Source organism: Brevundimonas sp. (genome assembly GCF_046299595.1).
In the GTDB taxonomy this organism is placed as follows: Bacteria; Pseudomonadota; Alphaproteobacteria; order Caulobacterales; family Caulobacteraceae; genus Brevundimonas.
Window position 1 is genome coordinate 1,156,074 of record NZ_JBKBHQ010000001.1, and the last position, 18,081, is coordinate 1,174,154.

The 18,081-nt window shown below is 69.1% G+C and carries 18 protein-coding genes; 5 read left to right on the forward strand and 13 right to left on the reverse strand.

From position 1 onward, the window contains the following. Positions 1-30 precede the first annotated feature (30 nt). The 10 genes from ACK4E3_RS05795 to ACK4E3_RS05840 all read right to left on the reverse strand — a co-directional run bounded on the left by ACK4E3_RS05795 (position 31) and on the right by ACK4E3_RS05840 (position 12,466). A complete protein-coding gene (locus ACK4E3_RS05795; RefSeq protein WP_409697650.1) occupies positions 31-1,194 on the reverse strand; it encodes an acyltransferase family protein in 1,164 nt (387 codons plus the stop codon). 93 nt (positions 1,195-1,287) lie between these two features. Beyond that, complete coding sequence (locus ACK4E3_RS05800; RefSeq protein ID WP_409697653.1) at positions 1,288-1,746, reverse strand: COG3650 family protein; 459 nt, start codon at positions 1,744-1,746, stop codon at positions 1,288-1,290. Positions 1,747-1,773: 27 nt separating this feature from the next. After that, on the reverse strand, positions 1,774-3,249 hold the full coding sequence (locus tag ACK4E3_RS05805; protein ID WP_409697656.1) for a GNAT family N-acetyltransferase: 1,476 nt from the start codon (positions 3,247-3,249) through the stop codon (positions 1,774-1,776). Continuing rightward, complete coding sequence (gene pseC, locus ACK4E3_RS05810; protein ID WP_409697659.1) at positions 3,233-4,384, reverse strand: UDP-4-amino-4,6-dideoxy-N-acetyl-beta-L-altrosamine transaminase; 1,152 nt, start codon at positions 4,382-4,384, stop codon at positions 3,233-3,235. Before pseC ends, ACK4E3_RS05805 begins: the two co-directional genes overlap by 17 nt. Beyond that, on the reverse strand, positions 4,381-5,400 hold the full coding sequence (gene pseB, locus ACK4E3_RS05815; RefSeq protein WP_409697661.1) for a UDP-N-acetylglucosamine 4,6-dehydratase (inverting): 1,020 nt from the start codon (positions 5,398-5,400) through the stop codon (positions 4,381-4,383). The genes pseC and pseB overlap by 4 nt, the downstream gene beginning before the upstream one ends. Positions 5,401-5,518: 118 nt before the next feature. Beyond that, the gene (locus ACK4E3_RS05820) at positions 5,519-6,937 is read right to left on the reverse strand and encodes an O-antigen ligase family protein (RefSeq protein WP_409697664.1); all 1,419 of its coding nucleotides are present in this window, start codon (positions 6,935-6,937) and stop codon (positions 5,519-5,521) included. Continuing rightward, positions 6,934-8,247 (reverse strand): hypothetical protein, encoded by a 1,314-nt coding sequence (locus tag ACK4E3_RS05825; protein ID WP_409697667.1) that lies wholly within the window; start codon positions 8,245-8,247, stop codon positions 6,934-6,936. Before ACK4E3_RS05825 ends, ACK4E3_RS05820 begins: the two co-directional genes overlap by 4 nt. 162 nt (positions 8,248-8,409) lie before the next feature. Then, entirely contained in the window at positions 8,410-10,644 is a 2,235-nt protein-coding gene (locus tag ACK4E3_RS05830) for a GumC family protein (RefSeq protein WP_409697670.1), read from the reverse strand. 108 nt (positions 10,645-10,752) lie between these two features. Then, positions 10,753-11,439: a polysaccharide biosynthesis/export family protein gene (locus tag ACK4E3_RS05835; RefSeq protein WP_409697673.1), complete on the reverse strand. Its 687-nt coding sequence runs from the start codon at positions 11,437-11,439 to the stop codon at positions 10,753-10,755. 187 nt (positions 11,440-11,626) lie between these two features. Then, entirely contained in the window at positions 11,627-12,466 is an 840-nt protein-coding gene (locus tag ACK4E3_RS05840; RefSeq protein ID WP_409697676.1) for a methyltransferase domain-containing protein, read from the reverse strand. Between ACK4E3_RS05840 and ACK4E3_RS05845 the strand changes: the two genes are divergently transcribed. The 4 genes from ACK4E3_RS05845 to ACK4E3_RS05860 all read left to right on the forward strand — a co-directional run bounded on the left by ACK4E3_RS05845 (position 12,465) and on the right by ACK4E3_RS05860 (position 14,953). Then, the gene (locus ACK4E3_RS05845) at positions 12,465-13,331 is read left to right on the forward strand and encodes a ComF family protein (protein ID WP_409697679.1); all 867 of its coding nucleotides are present in this window, start codon (positions 12,465-12,467) and stop codon (positions 13,329-13,331) included. The two genes, ACK4E3_RS05840 and ACK4E3_RS05845, sit on opposite strands and share 2 nt — an antisense overlap. Before the next feature lie 64 nt (positions 13,332-13,395). Further along, entirely contained in the window at positions 13,396-13,650 is a 255-nt protein-coding gene (gene grxC / locus ACK4E3_RS05850; RefSeq protein ID WP_409697682.1) for a glutaredoxin 3, read from the forward strand. Positions 13,651-13,652: 2 nt separating this feature from the next. Further along, positions 13,653-14,525: a carbon-nitrogen hydrolase family protein gene (locus tag ACK4E3_RS05855; RefSeq protein ID WP_409697685.1), complete on the forward strand. Its 873-nt coding sequence runs from the start codon at positions 13,653-13,655 to the stop codon at positions 14,523-14,525. Further along, the gene (locus ACK4E3_RS05860) at positions 14,522-14,953 is read left to right on the forward strand and encodes a DUF1178 family protein (protein ID WP_409697688.1); all 432 of its coding nucleotides are present in this window, start codon (positions 14,522-14,524) and stop codon (positions 14,951-14,953) included. The genes ACK4E3_RS05855 and ACK4E3_RS05860 overlap by 4 nt, the downstream gene beginning before the upstream one ends. Positions 14,954-14,963: 10 nt before the next feature. On the opposite strand, the gene ACK4E3_RS05865 is transcribed toward ACK4E3_RS05860, so the two are convergent. From ACK4E3_RS05865 to ubiG, 3 genes are all read right to left on the reverse strand, one after another. After that, positions 14,964-15,320: a hypothetical protein gene (locus ACK4E3_RS05865; protein WP_409697691.1), complete on the reverse strand. Its 357-nt coding sequence runs from the start codon at positions 15,318-15,320 to the stop codon at positions 14,964-14,966. A 93-nt stretch (positions 15,321-15,413) separates the two neighbouring features. Then, positions 15,414-15,818 (reverse strand): hypothetical protein, encoded by a 405-nt coding sequence (locus ACK4E3_RS05870; RefSeq protein ID WP_409697694.1) that lies wholly within the window; start codon positions 15,816-15,818, stop codon positions 15,414-15,416. Positions 15,819-15,909: 91 nt separating this feature from the next. Continuing rightward, positions 15,910-16,716, reverse strand: coding sequence for a bifunctional 2-polyprenyl-6-hydroxyphenol methylase/3-demethylubiquinol 3-O-methyltransferase UbiG (gene ubiG, locus ACK4E3_RS05875; protein WP_409701116.1), 807 nt, complete (start codon positions 16,714-16,716; stop codon positions 15,910-15,912). A 79-nt stretch (positions 16,717-16,795) separates the two neighbouring features. Here ubiG and ACK4E3_RS05880 point away from each other — a divergent pair, with 79 nt between their 5' ends. Then, positions 16,796-18,073 (forward strand): aspartate kinase, encoded by a 1,278-nt coding sequence (locus ACK4E3_RS05880; protein ID WP_409697697.1) that lies wholly within the window; start codon positions 16,796-16,798, stop codon positions 18,071-18,073. Positions 18,074-18,081 lie beyond the last annotated feature (8 nt).

Here is an 18,081-nt window from a genome sequence, read left to right on the forward strand (position 1 = left end):
GCATAAGCCGAAGGGGTTGAAGAACCCTTTTCAGGCGAGTTTCGCCTTTTTCACAGCTTTGTCAGAGGCCGTGATCGCCCCTTTGCGAGCGTTCCGACTCCCGGCCCAGTCACGCATGGCCCAGTCACGCATGGCCCGGCGCGAGGGCTTTTCGATCAGGTGATAGGTCATGGCCGCGATCAGCGGGATGCAGGCCAGAATCAACAGCCACACCAGCAGCGGCAAGGTGCCGTCTCCCTGGTCGAACACGCGCAGGGCCGCATTCACGGCCAGCAGCTTCCACGGCACGCAGACCATATAGACCGAGTAGCTGATCTCGCCGAGATAGACGCCGACGCGCCCGTTAAGCCAGCGCACGGTCAGGGCGCCCTGTTCTGCCTGCCGGGACAGTGCGGCCAGCGACCAGATCAGCAGGGCGAACAGCGCCACGATCACCCCGTCCCACAGCTGCAAGGCGGAGGCAGCGACAATGGCGAGGGTGCTCAAGGCGGCCAGCAGGCCGGCGCGCGGCAGGGCCATGTTGGTGAACGCCAGATAGGTCGCGCACCCCAGTGCAAAGCACGGCACGATCCTGAGCGCGCCCCAGTGGATGGTGGCCTGGGTCAGAGGAAAGCCTGCCAGCGCCTCGAAGCCCGCATAAAGCGCCATCAGGGCACCCAGGCTGGCGATCAGGGCCGTGCGCGGGCGGGTGCGCAGCTTCCAGAACGCCAGGGCGAACACCGGAAACAGCAGATAGGCGAACCACTCTGCCGAGATCGACCACGAGGGATGGTTCCAGCTGGCCTGGGGCGCGAACCCCCAGGCGTGGACCATCAGGAGGTTCGCCGGAAGCGACGACCACGACAGGATGTTCGGATCGATGCCGATGCCTGCCACCGTCGCCGCGCCCGCCAGCACGCCGACGCCGATCAGGGTCGCCAGATGCAGCGGATAGACCCGCGCCAGCCTCGCCCAGAGAAAGCTGCCATAGCGAAAGCCGCCCTCGCCTGCCGCACGCAGGTAAACGTGGCACAGGATGAAGCCCGACAGCACGAAGAACAGCTCGACACCCAGATAGCCCTTGGCCACCAGCCCCGGCAGACCCGCCAGCGACAGGGCGGGCCAGTAGTGGAACAGCACCACCCAGAAGGCTGCGCCAAAGCGCATGGTGGTCAGGGCTCTCAGGTTCTCGGGGGCCGGTCCCGCCAGACTCATGGCGCGCTCTTTTCGGTCGGTGGGTCGAGATGATCGGCCCAGCCTAGCCCCTTTGCACTTGTGATCGGGTTAAGAGGCTCCCGATCAGCCCCGTCACTGCTGGACGGGATTGCCCTGCTCGTCGGTGTTCATGAGAAAATCGACGCTGGCCGCACAGCCGTTGAGCGTCCGTTCGCCCAGCGTCAGGCGCGCGCTCAGCGGATAGGTGCGATCGCTCATGCCGTCGGAACAGGCGGTATCGACCAGCACCAGCTCCAGCGACGTGCCGTCCTCTGCGCTCGCCCGCCACGTTGCCGTGGTGCCCTGGATGCTGGGTCCGGCATTGACGAAGCTGGGGCCTTCGCCCTCGGGATCGCTGTAGGTGAGCGCATCAGGGGTGATGTTCACGGCCCAGAACGGCTCTGTGCCCAGCACGCGCACCGGCTCGCCAAGGTTCACCCCGCCCAGTTCCACCGCCTGCGCGGGCGGCTCTGCGGGGGCGGGCGTGTCGGGGCGCTCGCAGCTGGCGAGCATGAGCGCCGGGACGGCGGCAAGAATGAGCAGTCGGGTCATGGGCAATCCTCCGTTTGTTGCAGCAGGTCACAGCCCGGCGGGCTTCGCAAGTGCTGCTGCGCGCGTCCAGCGGATCACGCCGTGCGCCGCCTCGCCGCGCGCAAAGCCCAGCGAGCGGAACAGGGCATGGGAAGCGGCATTCTCCTCGCGCACCACCGCCACGAACTCGCGGGCAAAACCCTCGGCCTCGGCAGCGGCCAGCGCCGCCTCAAGCGCAGGGCCCGACAGGCGTCTGCCGCGCGCCTCGGGCGAGAGCGCGATGCTGACCTCGGCCGAAGCGCCGTCGCGATCGAGGCGCACCATGGCCATGGGCCAGCCATCAATCTCGATCACATAGAGGCACACGCGCGCCGACGCGATCTGACGCTCCAGCCAGTCGAGGTGATCGGGCCACGACACCTCGGCCCCGTGCAGGGCCATCTGGCGGGTCACGGGATCGTTGCGCCAGGCGTGCAGGCGCGCGCCATCGCGCAACTCGGCCAGCCGGGCACAGGCGCCGGACGCAGCTTCAGTCAGTCGTGCGATCACCCTGTGGGTGCCCAGTCCGTCGATTGCCCCCTGCCCACGCCGCGAAAGCTGCGCGCGCGCGCGCCGGTCCTTCAGCGCGCCCATGGTCCGGCCCAGCTTGTCCCACAGGTGCGGATCGTCCCACCAGCCCACGGCCACGCAGCCGGGCACCGCGCGGTCGGGCTGTTGCTCATCATCAATGCCGGTCAGATGCATGGCCTGATTGTCCGCCACCCCGATGGCCAGGGTCGGCACGCCGCAGCGCGCCAGCTCGAACAGGCTCTGTCCCGCCGCGCTGACGGCCAGATCGCACTGCTGCATCAGGGCCGCCATGGCCTCGGGGCCAAGGCGGCTGTGCACCGTGACGCCCGAAAGCGTATCGGCGGCGCTCACGCCTGCACCCTGCACCAGATGGATGTCCGCATCGGGCAGGGCGGCGCGCACCGCCTCCACCGCCCGAGCCCCGAGGCCGCGCACATCGCTGCCGCCCATCATCACCAGCACGCGCCCGATGTCATCGCGGGTCTGGCTGCGCGGGGGCACATCCCAGAAGGCACGCCTTACCGACTGCCAGTGCAGGCCGCACAGCCACTGCGCCCCGTCGGGCGGATCGGGCGGTCGGCCCGGCGCATGGACCACAAGTCCGCTGTCATAGCGGCGCAGGCCCGTGTCCTCGATGAACAGGGCCTGGGTGCCCGCCAGCGAGGCCATGAATGTGTCGCCGATGTCATAGGCATCCACCAGCACCAGATCGAGATCGGGCGGGGCGGGCACCTTCTTCCACGCCACCGGCTCGAAGCGCGCATCGATCCGCGCCAGCCCCTCACCCTCGACGAACCAGCGCACCCGCCCGCCCAGATCGGCAAAGCGCTCCGCATAGGCCGAGCAGCGCGACAGGTGGCCGAGCCCCTTTTGCGCATCGCCTTCGGTGAAGATGGTCAGACAGCGCCCGTCCAGGGCACCGAAGCCGGGCTCCGGCTCAGTGCTGGCGCCCATGGCCCAGCACCTCGCGCACGGCGTCCATCACCTGCTCCACGTCCGCATCGCTCATGGCCGGATAGAGCGGCAGGGACAGGCACTGGTCGTAATAGCTCTCCGCCTGCGGCAGGCTCACGGCACCGCGTGCGGTGTAATAGGGCTGGGTGTGCACGGGGATGTAATGCACCTGGGTGCCCACGCCGCGCGCCTTCAGCGCTTCCATCACCCCGGTGCGCGTCAGGCCGAGCGCCGCAAAATCGATCCGCACCGTGAACAGGTGATGGCAGGCGTGCTCGCACACCGGCGGCAGGCCAAGGCCCGAGATGCCCGACAGGCCCTGATGATAGCGCGCGATGATCTGGCGGCGGCGCGCGGCGAACCGCTCCAGCTTGGCAAGCTGGCTGGAGCCCAGCGCCGCCTGCACGTCGGTCATGCGATAGTTGAAGCCCAGCGTCTGCATCTCGTAGCGCCACGGGCCGGGCTCGCCGCCGCCGACGAAGCGCGCCACATCGCGGGTGATGCCGTGGCTGCGCAGGGCCAGCAGTGCCTCATAGATCCCGTCGTCATTGGTTGTGACGGCCCCGCCCTCGCCCGTGGTCAGGGTCTTGACCGGGTGGAACGAGAACACGCACGCAGCGGCAAGGCGGCCATTGCCCACGCGCCCGCCGCCCTCATAACTGGAGCCGATGGCATGGGCGGCGTCCTCGATGATCCGCGCACCATGGGCCTGCGCCAGCTCGGCAAGGCCCTCCATGTCGCAAGGGTGGCCGGCGAAATGCACGGGCATGATCAGGCGGGTGCGGGCACTGACCTTCTCGCGGACGGTTTCAGGCGTGATCAGATAGCTGTGCGGGTCGATGTCGGCGAACACCGGCTCCAGCCCGCAATAGAGCGCCGCATTGGAGGTGGCCACGAAGGTATTGGGCGAGGTGATGGCCTCGCTGCCCGGCTCGATGCCGAGCGCGGCCACGGCGATATGCAGCCCCGCCGTGGCGCTCGAGACCGCCACGCAGTGGCGCGCGCCCACATAGTCGGCCAGCTCCCGCTCGAAGGCGGCGATGCGCGGGCCCTGGGTCAGAAAATCGGAGGTCAGCGCCGCCGTCACCGCAGCGATGTCGTCGTCCTCGATCAGCTGGCGCCCATAGGGGATCACGAGGCGGGCTCTCCCATGGCCTGTGCGTTGAAGGCCTTCAGCGCCTCGGCCTCGAGGAAGTGCGGATTGGTGCCCGAGTTGTACTCGAAGCCCGGCGTCACCGGCCTGCCCTGCTCGCCCAGGCGCGTGGTGGCATAGTCGTAGTCATAGTCGGTGAAGCGGATGGTGGGCTTGAGCAGATAGAAGTCGTCGAACTCCAGCGTCAGGTGCGAGTCATCGGCCGGGCACATGACCTCGTGCAGCTTCTCGCCGGGGCGGATGCCGATGATGCGCTGCTCCAGATCGGGTGCCATGGCGGTGGCGATGTCGGTCACGCGCACCGAGGGCAGCTTGGGCACGAAGATCTCGCCGCCATACATCCGCTCGATGTTCTTCAGGGTGAAGGCCACGCCCTGATCCAGCGAGATCCAGAAGCGCGTCATTGCCGCATCGGTGATGGGCAGGTGATCGGTGCCGCGCGCGATCAGGTCGCGGAAGAAGGGCACCACCGAGCCGCGCGAGCCCACCACATTGCCATAGCGCGTCACGGCAAAGCGCGTGACATGGCCGCCCGCCATGTTGTTGGCCGCCACGAACAGCTTGTCGGACGCCAGCTTGGTCGCGCCATAGAGGTTGATCGGATTGGCCGCCTTGTCGGTGGACAGGGCCATGACATGGCTCACGCCATTGGCCAGCGCCGCATGGATGACGTTCTCGGCCCCATGCACATTGGTGCGGATGCACTCGATGGGATTGTATTCGGCGGCGACCACCTGCTTGAGGGCGGCGGCATGGATCACGATGTCCACGCCGTTCATGGCCTGGATCATGCGCTCGCGATCGCGCACGTCGCCGATGAAGAAGCGCATGCGCGGATCCTGAAAGTCAGGATGCTGGCTCATGTCGAACTGCTTCAGCTCGTCGCGCGAGAACACCACGATGCGGCGCGGATTGTGCTCTTTCAGGATCTTGCGGATGAAGGCCCGGCCGAACGAGCCCGTGCCGCCGGTAATCAGGATGGATTTGTTCTCGATCACGCTTTTCGATCCCTGACTTCAAAGAATAACCGGGCCGTGCCCCCTTTTGGGCCCCGGCGCAAGGGGCGAGGGCACGCGGCACCGCTTTAGGCTCCGATTGTGACGGCGTTGCGTGGGCTCAGACGCTGTCGCGCTCGGGTATGCTCGACTGGGGCGCGGTGATCAGGCCGACGAGGAAGGCGAACACCATCGACAGCGCAAAGGTGCGCAGCGGGAACTCCACCACCGAGTGGGCCAGAAGCAACAGCACCGGAATGCTGGCAAAGGCAGCCATGCTGATGCCCCGGCGCGAGCGCTCCCAGCCATTGGCCGCGGCCAGCCCCACCACGATCAGCCCCGCCACCAGCACCAGAGCGCCGATCAGGCCGAACTCCAGGAACACCTCGACATAATCGTTGTGGACCTGATTGGGATAGCCCTCGCTCAGCTCCTCGACCGGCTCGACGGCGGCATAGACGCGCTCGAACGCGCCGCCGCCTGCGCCAAAGGGCAGATACTGCGTGCCCAGCTCCACCGAGCGCGTGACCAGCTGGCCGCGCACCGTGTCGTCGGCGATCATCATGCGGTTGACCGCCTGCCACTGGGTGCCGAGCGCGATGGTGCCCAGCGCCACGGCGGCGATCAGGGCGATGCTGACCAGGCCTGCGCCAGCGAACAGGGCCGTGCGCGGGGCAAGGCGCAGCGGGCCGACGCGCACGGGCTTGCCCTGACGGGGCAGGCGCGCCATCAGGCCGCGCACCGCAAGCACGCCGCTCAGGATCACCGACAGGGCCAGCAGCACCAGAGCGGCGCGCGAGCCGGACAGCGCCACACCGCCCAGCAGCGCAATGCCCACAGCCCCCAGCGCCAGCTTGCCGATCACCCCGTTCACGAGGCCGGGCCGCAGGGCCAGATAGACGGTGAGCGGCAGCACACAGGCGAGGAAGACGCCGAAATTGTTGCGGTTGGCGAACAGGCCCACGGGCGAATGGGTGGTGTTCAGGCTGTGGAAGCGCAGCACGCTTTCAGGCCCGCCGATCTGTTGCATGACGCCTAAGGTCAGACTGATCACCGCCGCGCCCACGATCAGCCAGATGGCCCGGTTGCGCGCACCCGATCCCAGCGACAGCGTCGCCAGCAGCACCGCCACGAAGGGCAGGAAATCCAGCCAGGTGCCAAAGGTGCGATCCGGGCTCAGCGACAGCGGGCGGCTGGCGGGATTGAGCATCAGGCCGTTCAGCTCGGCGGCCAGCTCGGCGCGTCCGCCAAGGCTCGCCCACAGGCCCACAGGCAGAGGTATGAGCTGGACCAGCGGCCAGATCATCATGATGCCCACCAGCACCACCAGCGCGCGCTCGATGCGCGTGACGCCGCGCTCCAGCAGGCGCCACACCGCCCAGCCCAGCAGGGGCAGGCTGATCAGCTGGATGATCAGGCTGGCCAGCGGATTGCCCCGCGAGGCCCCGCCCAGCACCAGCCCTGCGGCCAGAACGATCAGGAACAGAAGCTCGAACGCGCCTTCGCGCCGGGCCAGATTGCGCGGATGCAGGCGCGTCATGACGGGCTCCCCGGCTCGGCTTCAGTGCGCGCCGCACCGATGGACAGGTCGAAATCGGGCCGCGCCGTGGCGGGGGCCGCAGGCGCAGGGGCCGGATCGGCGCGCACGGCGCTCTCGCTGGCCTCGGGCGCGACAAAGGTGCCACGCTCCACGCTGAGCGCATCGACCCACACCACCATGGGCGCGAGGATGTCGCCGGGCACCGCCCGCAGCATCAGCCTCTGGGCCGGGCAGCCCTCGGCGGGCACGCGGATGCCGCCCTGAAGTCTCTGCCATGTGGTCGCGCGGTCGGGCACGCGCAGCTCCAGCAGCACCGGTCCGCGCTCGCAGCGCACGGTCCAGATCATGCGGTCGGTCTCGTCGAGACTTTCGACCAGCACGTCCACGCCCAGCACATAGTCGCCCGCAGGCAGCACCAGCATCTGCTCGACCAGCCAGGGCGCAGCCGTGGTGCCCGAATATTCCACATAGAGCGCCGAGCCCTCGCGCTGGGGCGAGCCGGCAATCTCAAGCAGGGCCTGAGGCAGGGGACTGAGGCGCCAGTCGAAGGGCGGAATGCCCGGCGCGTTCTCGAAGTCGCCGTCATAGACCAGCGACAGGCCATCGTGGCGATCGGCGGGCAGGTGCTGGGCCCAGGCTACATAGGCCGCCTGATAACTGCCCTCGCGGGTCAGGCGCGCCAGATAATAGCCCATCTCGCGGTCAGTGGGCGCGCTGTTGCCACGGCGTAAGGCATCGATCAGGCGATAGGGCCCGGCGGCACTGGCGGCTTCATCGGTGTAGTGCTGGATGAAACTGTCGCGCCAGCGCGGGGCAAAGCGCAGGCGTGCCACCAGCGGGCTCAGCGCCTGCTCGTCTGTGGCCACCACGGCGCTGATGATCGGATAGAGGCTCTCGCGCGTCTCGTTGCGGCGGCGCAGCACGGAATCGGCACTGGCGAAGGCGCGCTCAAAGTTGCCGTCCTGCAAGCTGCGATAGAACCACCACAGGGCGGTTGGGGTGTCGCGGCGCGAGCGGCGCCAGGCGGCATCGAAATAGAGATCGGCGGCGCCCACATCCTCGCGCTCGGCCGAGGCGCGGCCCAGCACGCGAAAGGCGGCGTGGTCGATGGGATTGCGCGCGATGGCCCGGCGGGCGGCGGCCTCGGCCTCGGCCCGCTGGCGCGTGTCCTCGCCTGCATTGGCGATCAGGCGCTCAGCGTGGGCGCTCCAGGCGCGGTGGCTGCCGCCATTGACCATCACCGCCAGGGACGGATCGCGCGAGATCAGCATCTCGCCGATGTGATGACGCCCGATCACCAAGGCCAGCACGAGAGCTACACCGATCAGCGCGAGGCGTGCCCAGCCCGGCGGGCCCTTGGGCTGGGAGCCGCTTCTGCCAGGCGCTGTGCCCTCCCCCCCGGACGAGAGCCTGCGGCGCTTGCGGGGCGGAGGCGGTGTGCGGGGGTCTTCGAGAACCATGGGCGTTCAGGCTCAGGCGACCGACTTGGACTTGCGCGACTTCGCCGGCTCCGGCTCGTTGCCGTAGTCGTAGGAGTAGGCGTAGTCGTAGCCATAGCCGCCATAGCTGGAGCGCTTGGCGTCGAACTTCTCGAGGATGCCGCCGATGATGTCGGCCCCGGCCGCGTTGAGGCGCGCGATGGCGGTCTGGGCTCCGGCGCGGCGGATGCCCCCGGCTCCGGCCACGAACACCACCACCTCGACCGCGCGCGAGATCAGCGGAGAGTCGGCCAGACCCATGACCGGCGGGCCGTCCACGATCACCAGGTCATACTGGCTGGCCGCATCGGTGAGCAGGCGCGACAGCTCCGGCCCGGCCAGCACATCGGCGGGGCTGACGGGGCGCGGGCCGGACGGCAGCAGGGTAAGGTTCTCCTGATCGGTCTTCTGCACCGAGCGCTCGAGCGTGTCGCGCCCTTCCAGGATCGAGGCCAGCCCCATGCGGTTGGGTGCCGAAAAGGCCTTGTGCAGCGACGGATCGCGGATGTCGCCGTCGATCAGCAGCACCGCGCGACCCGTGCGGGCAAAGGTGCGCGCCAGCGAGATCGAGCTGGTGGTCTTGCCCTCGGCCGGCTGGGACGAGGTGATGAGCATGGTGCGCGGCAGGCCGGTGCGCCGCGCGAATTGCAGGGCCGAGCGCACCGAGTTGTAGGCCTCAGAGAAGGCCGAGCGCGGGTCGCGGATGGCCACGGCGGGCTCGACGCCCGAGGGCAGCAGCGGGACACTGCCCAGAAGCGGCAGGCCCAGCTTGGTCTCGACCTCCTCAGGGGTCTTGAGCGATTCATCGAGATACTCGAGGACGAACACGGCCACCGTGGCCAGCACGGTGCCCAGCACCAGGGCCAGCACCAGAATGATGGCCGGGACCGGGTGCACCGGCACCTGGGGCGCATCGGCGCGATCGACCACCGAGACATTGTTGGTGCCCACCCCGCCCGCGATGCCGATCTCGCGATAGCGTTGCAGCAGGCCGTCATAGAGGGTGCGGTTGGTGTCCAGCTCGCGCTGGAGGATGTTGTAGCGGATCGAGCGGCGGTCGAGATCGAGCGCGGCGTTCTCGAGCGAGGTGATCTCGGACTGGAGCGTGCGCTCTTCGTTCAGCGCCGCCTGATAGCGTGCGCGCAGGGCGTTGCGCACGTCGCGGGCCTCGGCCTCGATCTGGCGGTCCAGCTCGGCAATCTGGGCGGCAAGCTGCTGCACGCTGGGGTATTCGGGCTGGAAGCGGGTCAGCTGCTCCTGATACTGGGCCGACAGGTCCGCCCGGCGCGAGCGCAGGTTCTGGATGGTCGGGCTGGCCAGAATCTCGGACAGGGCGAGGCCCGAGGCGGCCGAGGCCGCGCGCCAGCGCTGTTCGGCGGTGACGCGCTCGGCGCGAGCCGTGGCCAGCGAGGCGTTCAGCGCCTCAAGCGATGAGCTGACCAGAGAGCGCCCGCGCCCGTCGTTGGCCGCGCCGGGAATGGAGATGATGCGCTCCTGCGAGGCATAGGCCACCAGCTCGCTCTCGGCTTCCTCGAGACGCACGCGAAGCTGCTGGATGCGCTCTTCCAGGAAGCGGCGGGCATAGGACGAGGCCTCGAAGCGGCGCTCCAGGTTCGAGGCGATGAAGTTCTCGGCCACCGCATTGACCACACGCTGGGCGAGGCGCGGATCGGGGCTCTCGTAGGAGATGCTGATCAGGCGCGAGTTGACCGGCGGGCGCACCTGCAGGTTCTTCAGCAGCTGGTCCACGGCCTCGCGGTTGCGCTGCACCGCCGAGTCCGCACCCGCACGGGCGGGGCGCCCGTTGGCGGCGCCTGCGGCCCGGTCGCTGAGGCGGTTGGAGGCGATGAAGCGGTCATCGCGCGCCAGACCCAGCTCGGTGACGACGCGCTGGGCCAGCGCCCGGCTGGTCAGCAGGCCCACCTGGGTCTGGTAGAACTCCTGGGGAGCCCCGGCGCTGTCGGCAGGCAGCACGCCCTCGACATTGACGACCCGCGCTTCCTCGCGGTCCACCTGGATCACGGCGGTGGCGCGATAGATGGGCGTGGCCAGCAGGGTGTAGGCCAGACCGAGGATCAGGGTCAGGGCGATGATGGCCCCGATGGTCAGGCGGCGCTTGACGATGATGTGCCAGACGCGGCGCAGATCGAGGTTCAGCCCGCCGCCGTCCTGGGAATCGAATACGTCATAGTCGCGGCCGCGTGCGCGTGTGTTCAGCCTGTCGTCCACGTCTGCTTCCCCGCTCCAAGCCCCCTCTCAGAGGCACGCCACTCAACGATTACGTCCGAAACCGGGCCACGCTCAAGAGCAAAGACCCGCGCCCTGACCCTCAGGGCCTCAATTGACCAGCAGGCGGAACACGCCGAGCACAGTGCCCAGAGGTGCCACCTCGCGGATGAGCTGTCGTGCGCGCGAGGTGTCCACGATCACGTCGTCGCCCGCATAAAGCTCGGGGTCCGCCATCTCGCCGCTCTCGATCAGGCTCAGGTCGAAGCGCGCGGCCATGCGCTGCCCGCCGATGGTGCGCAGCACCACCACGTTCGAGCGGTCCGCCAGCGGCGTCACGCCCTTGGCCTGGGCCACCGCCTGCAACAGGGTCAGGCGGCCCATGATCGGCACCACCTGCGGCTCGGTCACCGCGCCGCTGATGGTCACGCGCTGGCTGACCAGCTCGGTCAGGCGCACCGAAACGCTGGGATTGCGAAGATAGCGCGCGCCATAGGCCGCCGCGATGCGCTCGGACAGCTCGGCCGAGCCCAGCCCCGCCGCCTCGATGGGGCCGATCAGCGGCATGACCAGACGGCCCGAGCCGTCGATGCGATAGGTGCCCGACAGGTCCTCGACCCCGAACACCGTCACCTCGATGGTGTCGAACGGTCCCACGCGATAGTCGCCGACGGTGGCCGCCACCGGATCGGCGACCGGCAGTGTGCCCGTATAGACCGGCGTCTGGTTGGCGCGTCCGCCGCACGCCGCCAGCATCAGGGCACCGGCAAGCAGGACCATCACGTTCCGCAGCAACATCAAGCAGGCTCCCGGAGAAAAACCGAAACGAGGCAGGGGAAAAACGAGGCAGGCAAGAAAAGGGCGGACGACATCGCCGAAAATATCGCAGGCGAGCGCCAGGCTTCAGCGCCTGATTAAACCCGAGCCCGCCCTTCGTCCACCGCTTTGACGCGCGCCAGTCTGCGGCCCGAGCGGCGGCACAGGCTCAGCCGTCATCGCCCGTGTGCTCGCGCACGCCCAGCGCATCGGCGAGGCGCACCCTGGCCGAGCCGCGCCTGAGCGGCTTCTGCTGACTTTCGTCAGGGCCCCAGCCCGCCAGATGGATGATGTCGAAACTGGCCTTCAGGCGGCCCTCCTCGTCGCTGAAACGCTCGCGATAGAGCGCCTCGGCGCGCGCCAGCACGTCGCGGCGCAGCGGGCGCACCGGCCCCGGCGGCACATGGGTCTCGCCCATGAGGCGCAGGTCGTGCATCAGGGCGGACACGCTGCCATAGCGCACGCTCACCCGGTCCACCTCGCACACCGGCAGGGCAAAGCCCGCGCGCTGCAGCAGCGCCGCTCCGTCAAAGCCGTCCGCAAACGGTGAGATGCGCGGGCCAGTGCCGCCCAGGATCTCAAGCTCGGCCTCCATCAACACCTGGCGCAGCTCGCCAAGGGTTGTCCCGCCCAGCATCGAGCCCAGAAACAGCCCGTCGGGCCGCAGCGCCCGGCGGATACGCACCAGCGCGCCGGGCAGGTCGCTGACCCAGTGCAGCGACAGCACCGAGACGATCAGGGCCGCCCCCGCCCCCTCGCTCAGGGCCTCGATCCGGGCTGGCGCAAAGGCGACACCGACGCCGTGTTCTGCCGCCCTCGCGCTCACGAGCCCGGCGTGATCGGACAGGTCGAGCCCTTGGCCGAAATCGCGATTGGTGGCGGCAATGGTCTCGAGGGCATTGTCGGCGGCGCGATCATGCAGGAAGCTGGCCTGATCGAGGCGCGCACGGCCAAGGCGCAGCGCGCGCCGTCTCGTGTCGAACAGGTCTGGCGGGAGGGCTGGGCTCATGGACGCAGAAGATGGCCCCATCGCGCGCCCGAGAAAAGGGCCGCTGGCGCCTTGGCTCGCTCAGGCCGCAGTGCTCGATGCCCTGCGCCAGCGCGCGGGCGACCTTCCCGGCGCGGCGCGGCGCGGGGCGGGCCGGCTCGGGCGGGCCGTGGCCGCCCTGATGCTGCCGGATGTGGACGACGACGGCCTGAGCGGCTCTGGCGGCCTGTCGGCCATGGCATGGTCGCGCATCACCTTCCTCGAGGAGCCCGTCTGCGACGGATGCGGGGCGGGCATGGCGGACGATCACGACACCCTTTCGCCCGGACACAGATGCCTCGGGTGCGAGGCCGCTCCCCCCGCCTTCGACCGCGCCCGCGCGGCCTTTGTCTATGACGAGCACTCGCGCGATCTGGTCCTGCGCCTCAAGCACGCCGACCGCCTCGATCTGGTCCCCACCTTCACGCTCTGGCTGAGGCGCGCGGGCGTGAGCCTGATCGAGGATTGCGACGCGCTGGTGCCCGTGCCGCTTCACCCGGCAAGGCTGCTGCGCCGGCGCTTCAACCAGGCCGCCGAACTGGCGCGGCCTCTGGCGCGGGCCAGTCATCGCACCTATCTGGCCGACGCCCTTCAGCGCGTGCGCGACACGGGCACCCAGGGCGGGCTGTCCTCGCGGGGGCGCCAGCGCAATGTGGCGGCGGCATTTGGCGTGAGCCGGGCAGGCGCGATGGCGGTGCGCGGACGGCGCATCCTGCTGGTCGATGACGTGCTGACCACAGGGGCCACCGCCGAGGCCTGTGCGCGGGCGCTGAAACAGGCGGGCGCACGAAGCGTTGACCTTCTGGTGCTGGCGAGGGTGAAATCGGCCCGTGCGCTTCCCAGATAGGGGCCAAAGCGTCCGCATCTGCCCTGACCGGGCCGGACATCAGACACTGCAAGGAGTTGACCGCGTGGCCAAGGTCGAGATCTACACCAAGCCCTTCTGCCCCTTCTGTGCGCGGGCCGAAGCCCTGTTGCGCGACAAGGGCGTCGACTATGTGGAGATTGTCGCCTCCATGGACCCCGAGAAGAAGGCCGAGATGCGCGAGCGTTCGGGGCGCATGACCTATCCGCAGATCTTCATCAACGACACCCATGTGGGCGGGTGCGACGACCTTCACGCGCTCGATGCCGAGGGGCGTCTGGACGCCATGCTGGCGGCCTGAACATGACAGGGCGCGCGCTCAAGATCGGGCTGATCCAGAGCCGCACGCCGGCCAGCGCCGAGGCGGGGTTTTCGCACATCGCGCCCCTGATCCGTCAGGCGGCGGGCGAGGGCGCGCAGCTGATCGTCACGCCCGAAGGCTCGAACCTGCTGGAGATCCGGCGCGAGCGGCGCGAGGCGACCCTGCGCACTGAAGGCGAGGATCCGGCGGTGGCGGGGTTTCAGGCCCTGGCCCGCGAGCTGGCCGTGCCTCTGGTGATCGGCTCGGTCATCGTGCGCGACGACGCCTCGCAGGCGGACGCGCCTGGGGGCGAGGCGCGCGGCGTGAACCGCACCCTCATCATCGATGCCTCGGGCGCGGTTGCGGCGCGCTATGACAAGATTCACGTCTTCGATGTGGACCTGCCCACAGGAGAGCGCCACCGCGAGAGCGCCGTGATCCGCCCCGGTCGCCATGGCGTGGTGCGCGCCATCGAGACGCAGGCCGGCCCGGTCATGACGGGCCTGTCCATCTGCTATGACGTGCGCTTTGCCTATCTCTACCGGATGCTGGCACGGGCGGGGGCCGAGATCATCACCGTGCCTGCCGCCTTCACCGTGCCCACGGGCCGCGCCCACTGGGAGGTCATGCTGCGCGCGCGCGCCATCGAGACCGGCGCCTTCATCATCGCTCCTGCCCAGGGCGGCCAGCATGAGGACGGCCGCGCGACCTTCGGCCACTCCATGATCGTCGATCCGTGGGGCAGCGTGATCGCCCGCCTCGATCACGATGCGCCCGGCGTGCTTCTGGCACAGATCGATCTCGGCGCGGTCGCACGGGCGCGCGCCGCCATCCCCCAGCTCGAACACACGCGCGAAGTGGCGCTGCTGTCATGATCCGCTACGCCCTCGCCTGCGAGCACGAGCACCCCTTCGAAGCCTGGTTCAGCAACAGTGCCGACTTCGACGCCCAGGTCGAGCGCGGCCTCGTCGAGTGCCCGCTCTGTGCCTCGCGCCGCGCGCGAAAGCAGATCATGGCCCCCGCCGTCACGGGCACCAGCAAGACCGCGCCCGCCCCCTCGCCCGAGGCCGTCCAGACCATGATGATGCAGGCCGCCCAGAAGGTGCGTGCCCATGTCGAGGCGAACTTCGAGAACGTGGGTGACAGCTTTGCCAGCGAGGCGCGCGCCATCCATGAGGGCCGCTCGGAGGCGCGGGGTATCTATGGCAATGCCACCGCCGACGAGGTGCGCGCCCTGCGCGAGGACGGGGTGCCCTGCGCGCCCCTGCCCCCGGCACGGCCCCGGCCGGAGACACTGAACTGACCGCGTCTGCCTAGCGCGGCAGGACCGGCGGGTCGGGCAGGCGCGCGGCGCAGGCCTCGGCCCGGGCGATGCGCTCAGCCGCGCCGAGGCCCGCCAGGGTGCGCGCCTCGCGCTCGCGGATGGTCTCGGCTTCCTCGTTCTGACGCAGGGTGAGGCGCTCGTTCATGCTGTCGAGCAGGCTCATGGCCTTGTCGTCGAAGGCCGCCGACCGCGCATCGTGACCGGCCGCGGGCGCGCGGGTGTGCGCCTCCCACTCCGCCGCCGCCGCGCTCTCGAACACGGCCGAACATCGCACCGCCTCGCGCCAGTCCGTGATCGGACCATCCTGCACCAGTGCCAGTCCTGCGATCAGAGCGACAATCGACATCACCAACTCCCCCGGATGAGCGTGTTCACGCGGCGCAGCCCAAGGCGCCGCTGGCACAACTATGCGCCTGAAATCACCGGCGGAAAAGAGCCTCTAGTGCCCGTGGTGCGCGAGGCTTTCATCGCAGGCATCGGCGACCTCGAACCAGTGCGTGTAGTCATGACGGCCCAGCTCTGCCATGGCCGCGCCGACGCTGCGGCCAAAGGCCGGCTGATGATCGCTCATGGCCGCGCTGATGCGCGTGGCCGCCGCCTGATTGCGATCGGCGCGGGCGAGGTTTTCCTCGGTCTGGGGCGCATCGCTGCTCTCGCCGTCACCCCAGACGGCACCGGCGGAAAAGGTGTAGGCCGCCACGCAGCGGGCTGCCTCGTTCATGGCCTGAGCGTGATGATCGTGCCCGCCGGGGTGCCACGCGGCACCGCCAAGGCTTGCAGCCACAGCCAGCGCGGCTGCCAGGGATGTGGCACGGGACATGAAACCGGACAGGTGTGATGACATGATGCGTCTCCCTCTATCGAGGGCGATCATGACCCCGCGGGGCACCCCGCGCCAGTCCCGCTGCTGGCGAAAACGCAGGTTTTTCAAGCGCTCAGGCGGGGCGGCGCACCAGCATCATGTAGTTCACGTCCGCGTCCGCGCTCTCGCGCCAGCGGTCCGTCAGCGGGTTGTAGGTCAGGCCGAACGGCCCCTCGACGCCCACCGGGGCCTCGGAGAGCATCAGGCGGATTTCATCGGGCGTCAGGAACTTTCGCCAGTCGTGGGTGCCCGCAGGCAGCCAGCGCAGCACGTATTCGGCCCCGATCTTCGCCAGGGCCAGGGCCTTGAGCGTGCGGTTCAGGGTCGAGACGATCATCAGCCCGCCCGGCGCCAGCAGGCGCGCCGAATCAAGCAGATAGGCCTTCGGGTCGGCGACGTGCTCGACCACTTCCATGTTCAGGATCAGATCGAACGGTCCGGCCCCTTCCTCGACCAGCTGCTCGACCGTGGCCGGGCGATAGCCGATGCAAAGGCCCATGCGCGCGGCGTGGGCGCGGGCGGTGCCGATGTTCTTTTCCGAGGCATCGATGGCCGTGACCTGAAAGCCCAGCCGCGCCATGGGCTCGGACAGAAGGCCGCCGCCACAGCCGATGTCCAGCAGCCTCAGGCCTGCGAAGGGCTCGCTGGTGCGGGCATCGCGCCCGAAGTGCTCTGCCGCCCGCGCGGTGATGAAGGCAAGGCGAGCCGGGTTCAGCTTGTGCAGCGGCGCGAACGGCCCCCTGGGGTCCCACCAGGTATCGGCGAGAGCGGAAAAGCGGGCCACCTCGTCCGCATCGATGGACGCGCCCGCAGCAGGGTTTTGCGCCTGCCCGGCATCGGGGCTTTCGCCCGGTGAAGCGGTGTGGTTAGAAGCGGTCATGGCATGACCGAAATGGCGGCCATCGGCCCCCGTGGCAAGGCCCGCCTTTGTCGCGCCCTTCAGGATACGCCCGCTGCCCATGTCGCGCCCCGAAACATCGTCGCGTCTTGTCATGAAGTTCGGCGGCACCTCCATGGCCGATCTGGAGCGCATCCGCAGGAGCGCGGCCATCATCGCCGCCGAGGTGCGCGCGGGCCGGCAGGTGTGCGTGGTCGTCTCGGCCATGGCGGGCAAGACCAACGAGCTGGTGGCCTGGACCGACGGAGCGGGCAAGCCCGCCGCAGGCATCGATCCGTGCGATGACGAATATGATGCCGTGGTCGCGTCCGGCGAACAGGTCACGGCGGGGCTGATGGCCCTGACACTTCGCAACATGGGCCACAGGGCGCGATCCATGATGGGCTGGCAGGTGCCGGTGCTGACCGACACGGCCCACGGGCGTGCGCGCATCGAGGACATCCCGCCAGACAATCTGGCCCGCGCGCTGGAGAAGGGCGAGATCGTGGTGGTGCCGGGCTTTCAGGGCGTGACGCGGGACGGTCGCATCGCCACCTTGGGGCGGGGCGGCTCGGATACCTCGGCGGTGGCGGTGGCGGCGGCGCTGGAATGCCCCTGCGACATCTACACCGACGTGGACGGGGTCTATACCACCGATCCGCGCATCGAGCAGAAGGCGCGGCGCATCGACCGCATCTCCTATGAGGAAATGCTCGAGATGGCGTCTCTGGGGGCCAAGGTGCTCCAGACCCGTTCCGTCGAGCTGGCCATGGCCAGACGCGTGCCCGTGCGCGTATTGTCCAGTTTCATCACGCCCGATGCAGACGGGCGGCTGCCGGGTGGCGGCGGCACCTTGATCTGCGACGAGGAGGAGATCGTGGAAAAGCGGATCGTGAGCGGCGTGACCATGAGCCGGGACGAAGCGCGCGTGACCCTGCTGGGCGTGCCCGATGCGGTGGACCGCCCGGCCCTGATCTTCCGCCTGCTGGCCGAGGCGAGCGTGAACGTGGACATGATCGTCCAGTCCCAGTCGCGCAGCGATGCCAGCGTCAATCTGACCTTCACCGTCGGGCGGCGCGATGCGGCGCGGGCTTCCGACCTGATGCAGTCGGCAAAGGCAGAGATCGGCTTTGCCGAGCTGCGTGTCGATGAGGATGTGGCCAAGGTCTCGGTGGTGGGCGTAGGCATGCGCAGCCATGCGGGCGTGGCCCAGACCATGTTCACGGCCCTGTCGGACAAGGGCATACGCATCCAGGCCATCTCGACCTCCGAGATCAAGATCAGTGTGCTGATCGACGCTGCCTATGCCGAGCTGGCCGTGCGCGCGCTGCACGGTGCCTATGGGCTGGGGTATGTCTAGGGGAGCCC

Coding starts and splice junctions, on each gene's coding strand:
- ACK4E3_RS05795 (WP_409697650.1), bottom strand. CDS start 1,194: ATGAGTCTGGCGGGACCGGCCCCCGAGAACCTGAGAGCCCTGACCACC.
- ACK4E3_RS05860 (WP_409697688.1), top strand. CDS start 14,522: ATGATCCGCTACGCCCTCGCCTGCGAGCACGAGCACCCCTTCGAAGCC.
- ACK4E3_RS05805 (WP_409697656.1), bottom strand. CDS start 3,249: ATGGGCGCCAGCACTGAGCCGGAGCCCGGCTTCGGTGCCCTGGACGGG.
- ACK4E3_RS05835 (WP_409697673.1), bottom strand. CDS start 11,439: ATGTTGCTGCGGAACGTGATGGTCCTGCTTGCCGGTGCCCTGATGCTG.
- ACK4E3_RS05800 (WP_409697653.1), bottom strand. CDS start 1,746: ATGACCCGACTGCTCATTCTTGCCGCCGTCCCGGCGCTCATGCTCGCC.
- ACK4E3_RS05870 (WP_409697694.1), bottom strand. CDS start 15,818: ATGTCATCACACCTGTCCGGTTTCATGTCCCGTGCCACATCCCTGGCA.
- ACK4E3_RS05855 (WP_409697685.1), top strand. CDS start 13,653: ATGACAGGGCGCGCGCTCAAGATCGGGCTGATCCAGAGCCGCACGCCG.
- ACK4E3_RS05865 (WP_409697691.1), bottom strand. CDS start 15,320: ATGTCGATTGTCGCTCTGATCGCAGGACTGGCACTGGTGCAGGATGGT.
- ACK4E3_RS05845 (WP_409697679.1), top strand. CDS start 12,465: ATGGACGCAGAAGATGGCCCCATCGCGCGCCCGAGAAAAGGGCCGCTG.
- ubiG (WP_409701116.1), bottom strand. CDS start 16,716: ATGACCGCTTCTAACCACACCGCTTCACCGGGCGAAAGCCCCGATGCC.
- ACK4E3_RS05880 (WP_409697697.1), top strand. CDS start 16,796: ATGTCGCGCCCCGAAACATCGTCGCGTCTTGTCATGAAGTTCGGCGGC.
- ACK4E3_RS05840 (WP_409697676.1), bottom strand. CDS start 12,466: ATGAGCCCAGCCCTCCCGCCAGACCTGTTCGACACGAGACGGCGCGCG.
- ACK4E3_RS05820 (WP_409697664.1), bottom strand. CDS start 6,937: ATGACGCGCCTGCATCCGCGCAATCTGGCCCGGCGCGAAGGCGCGTTC.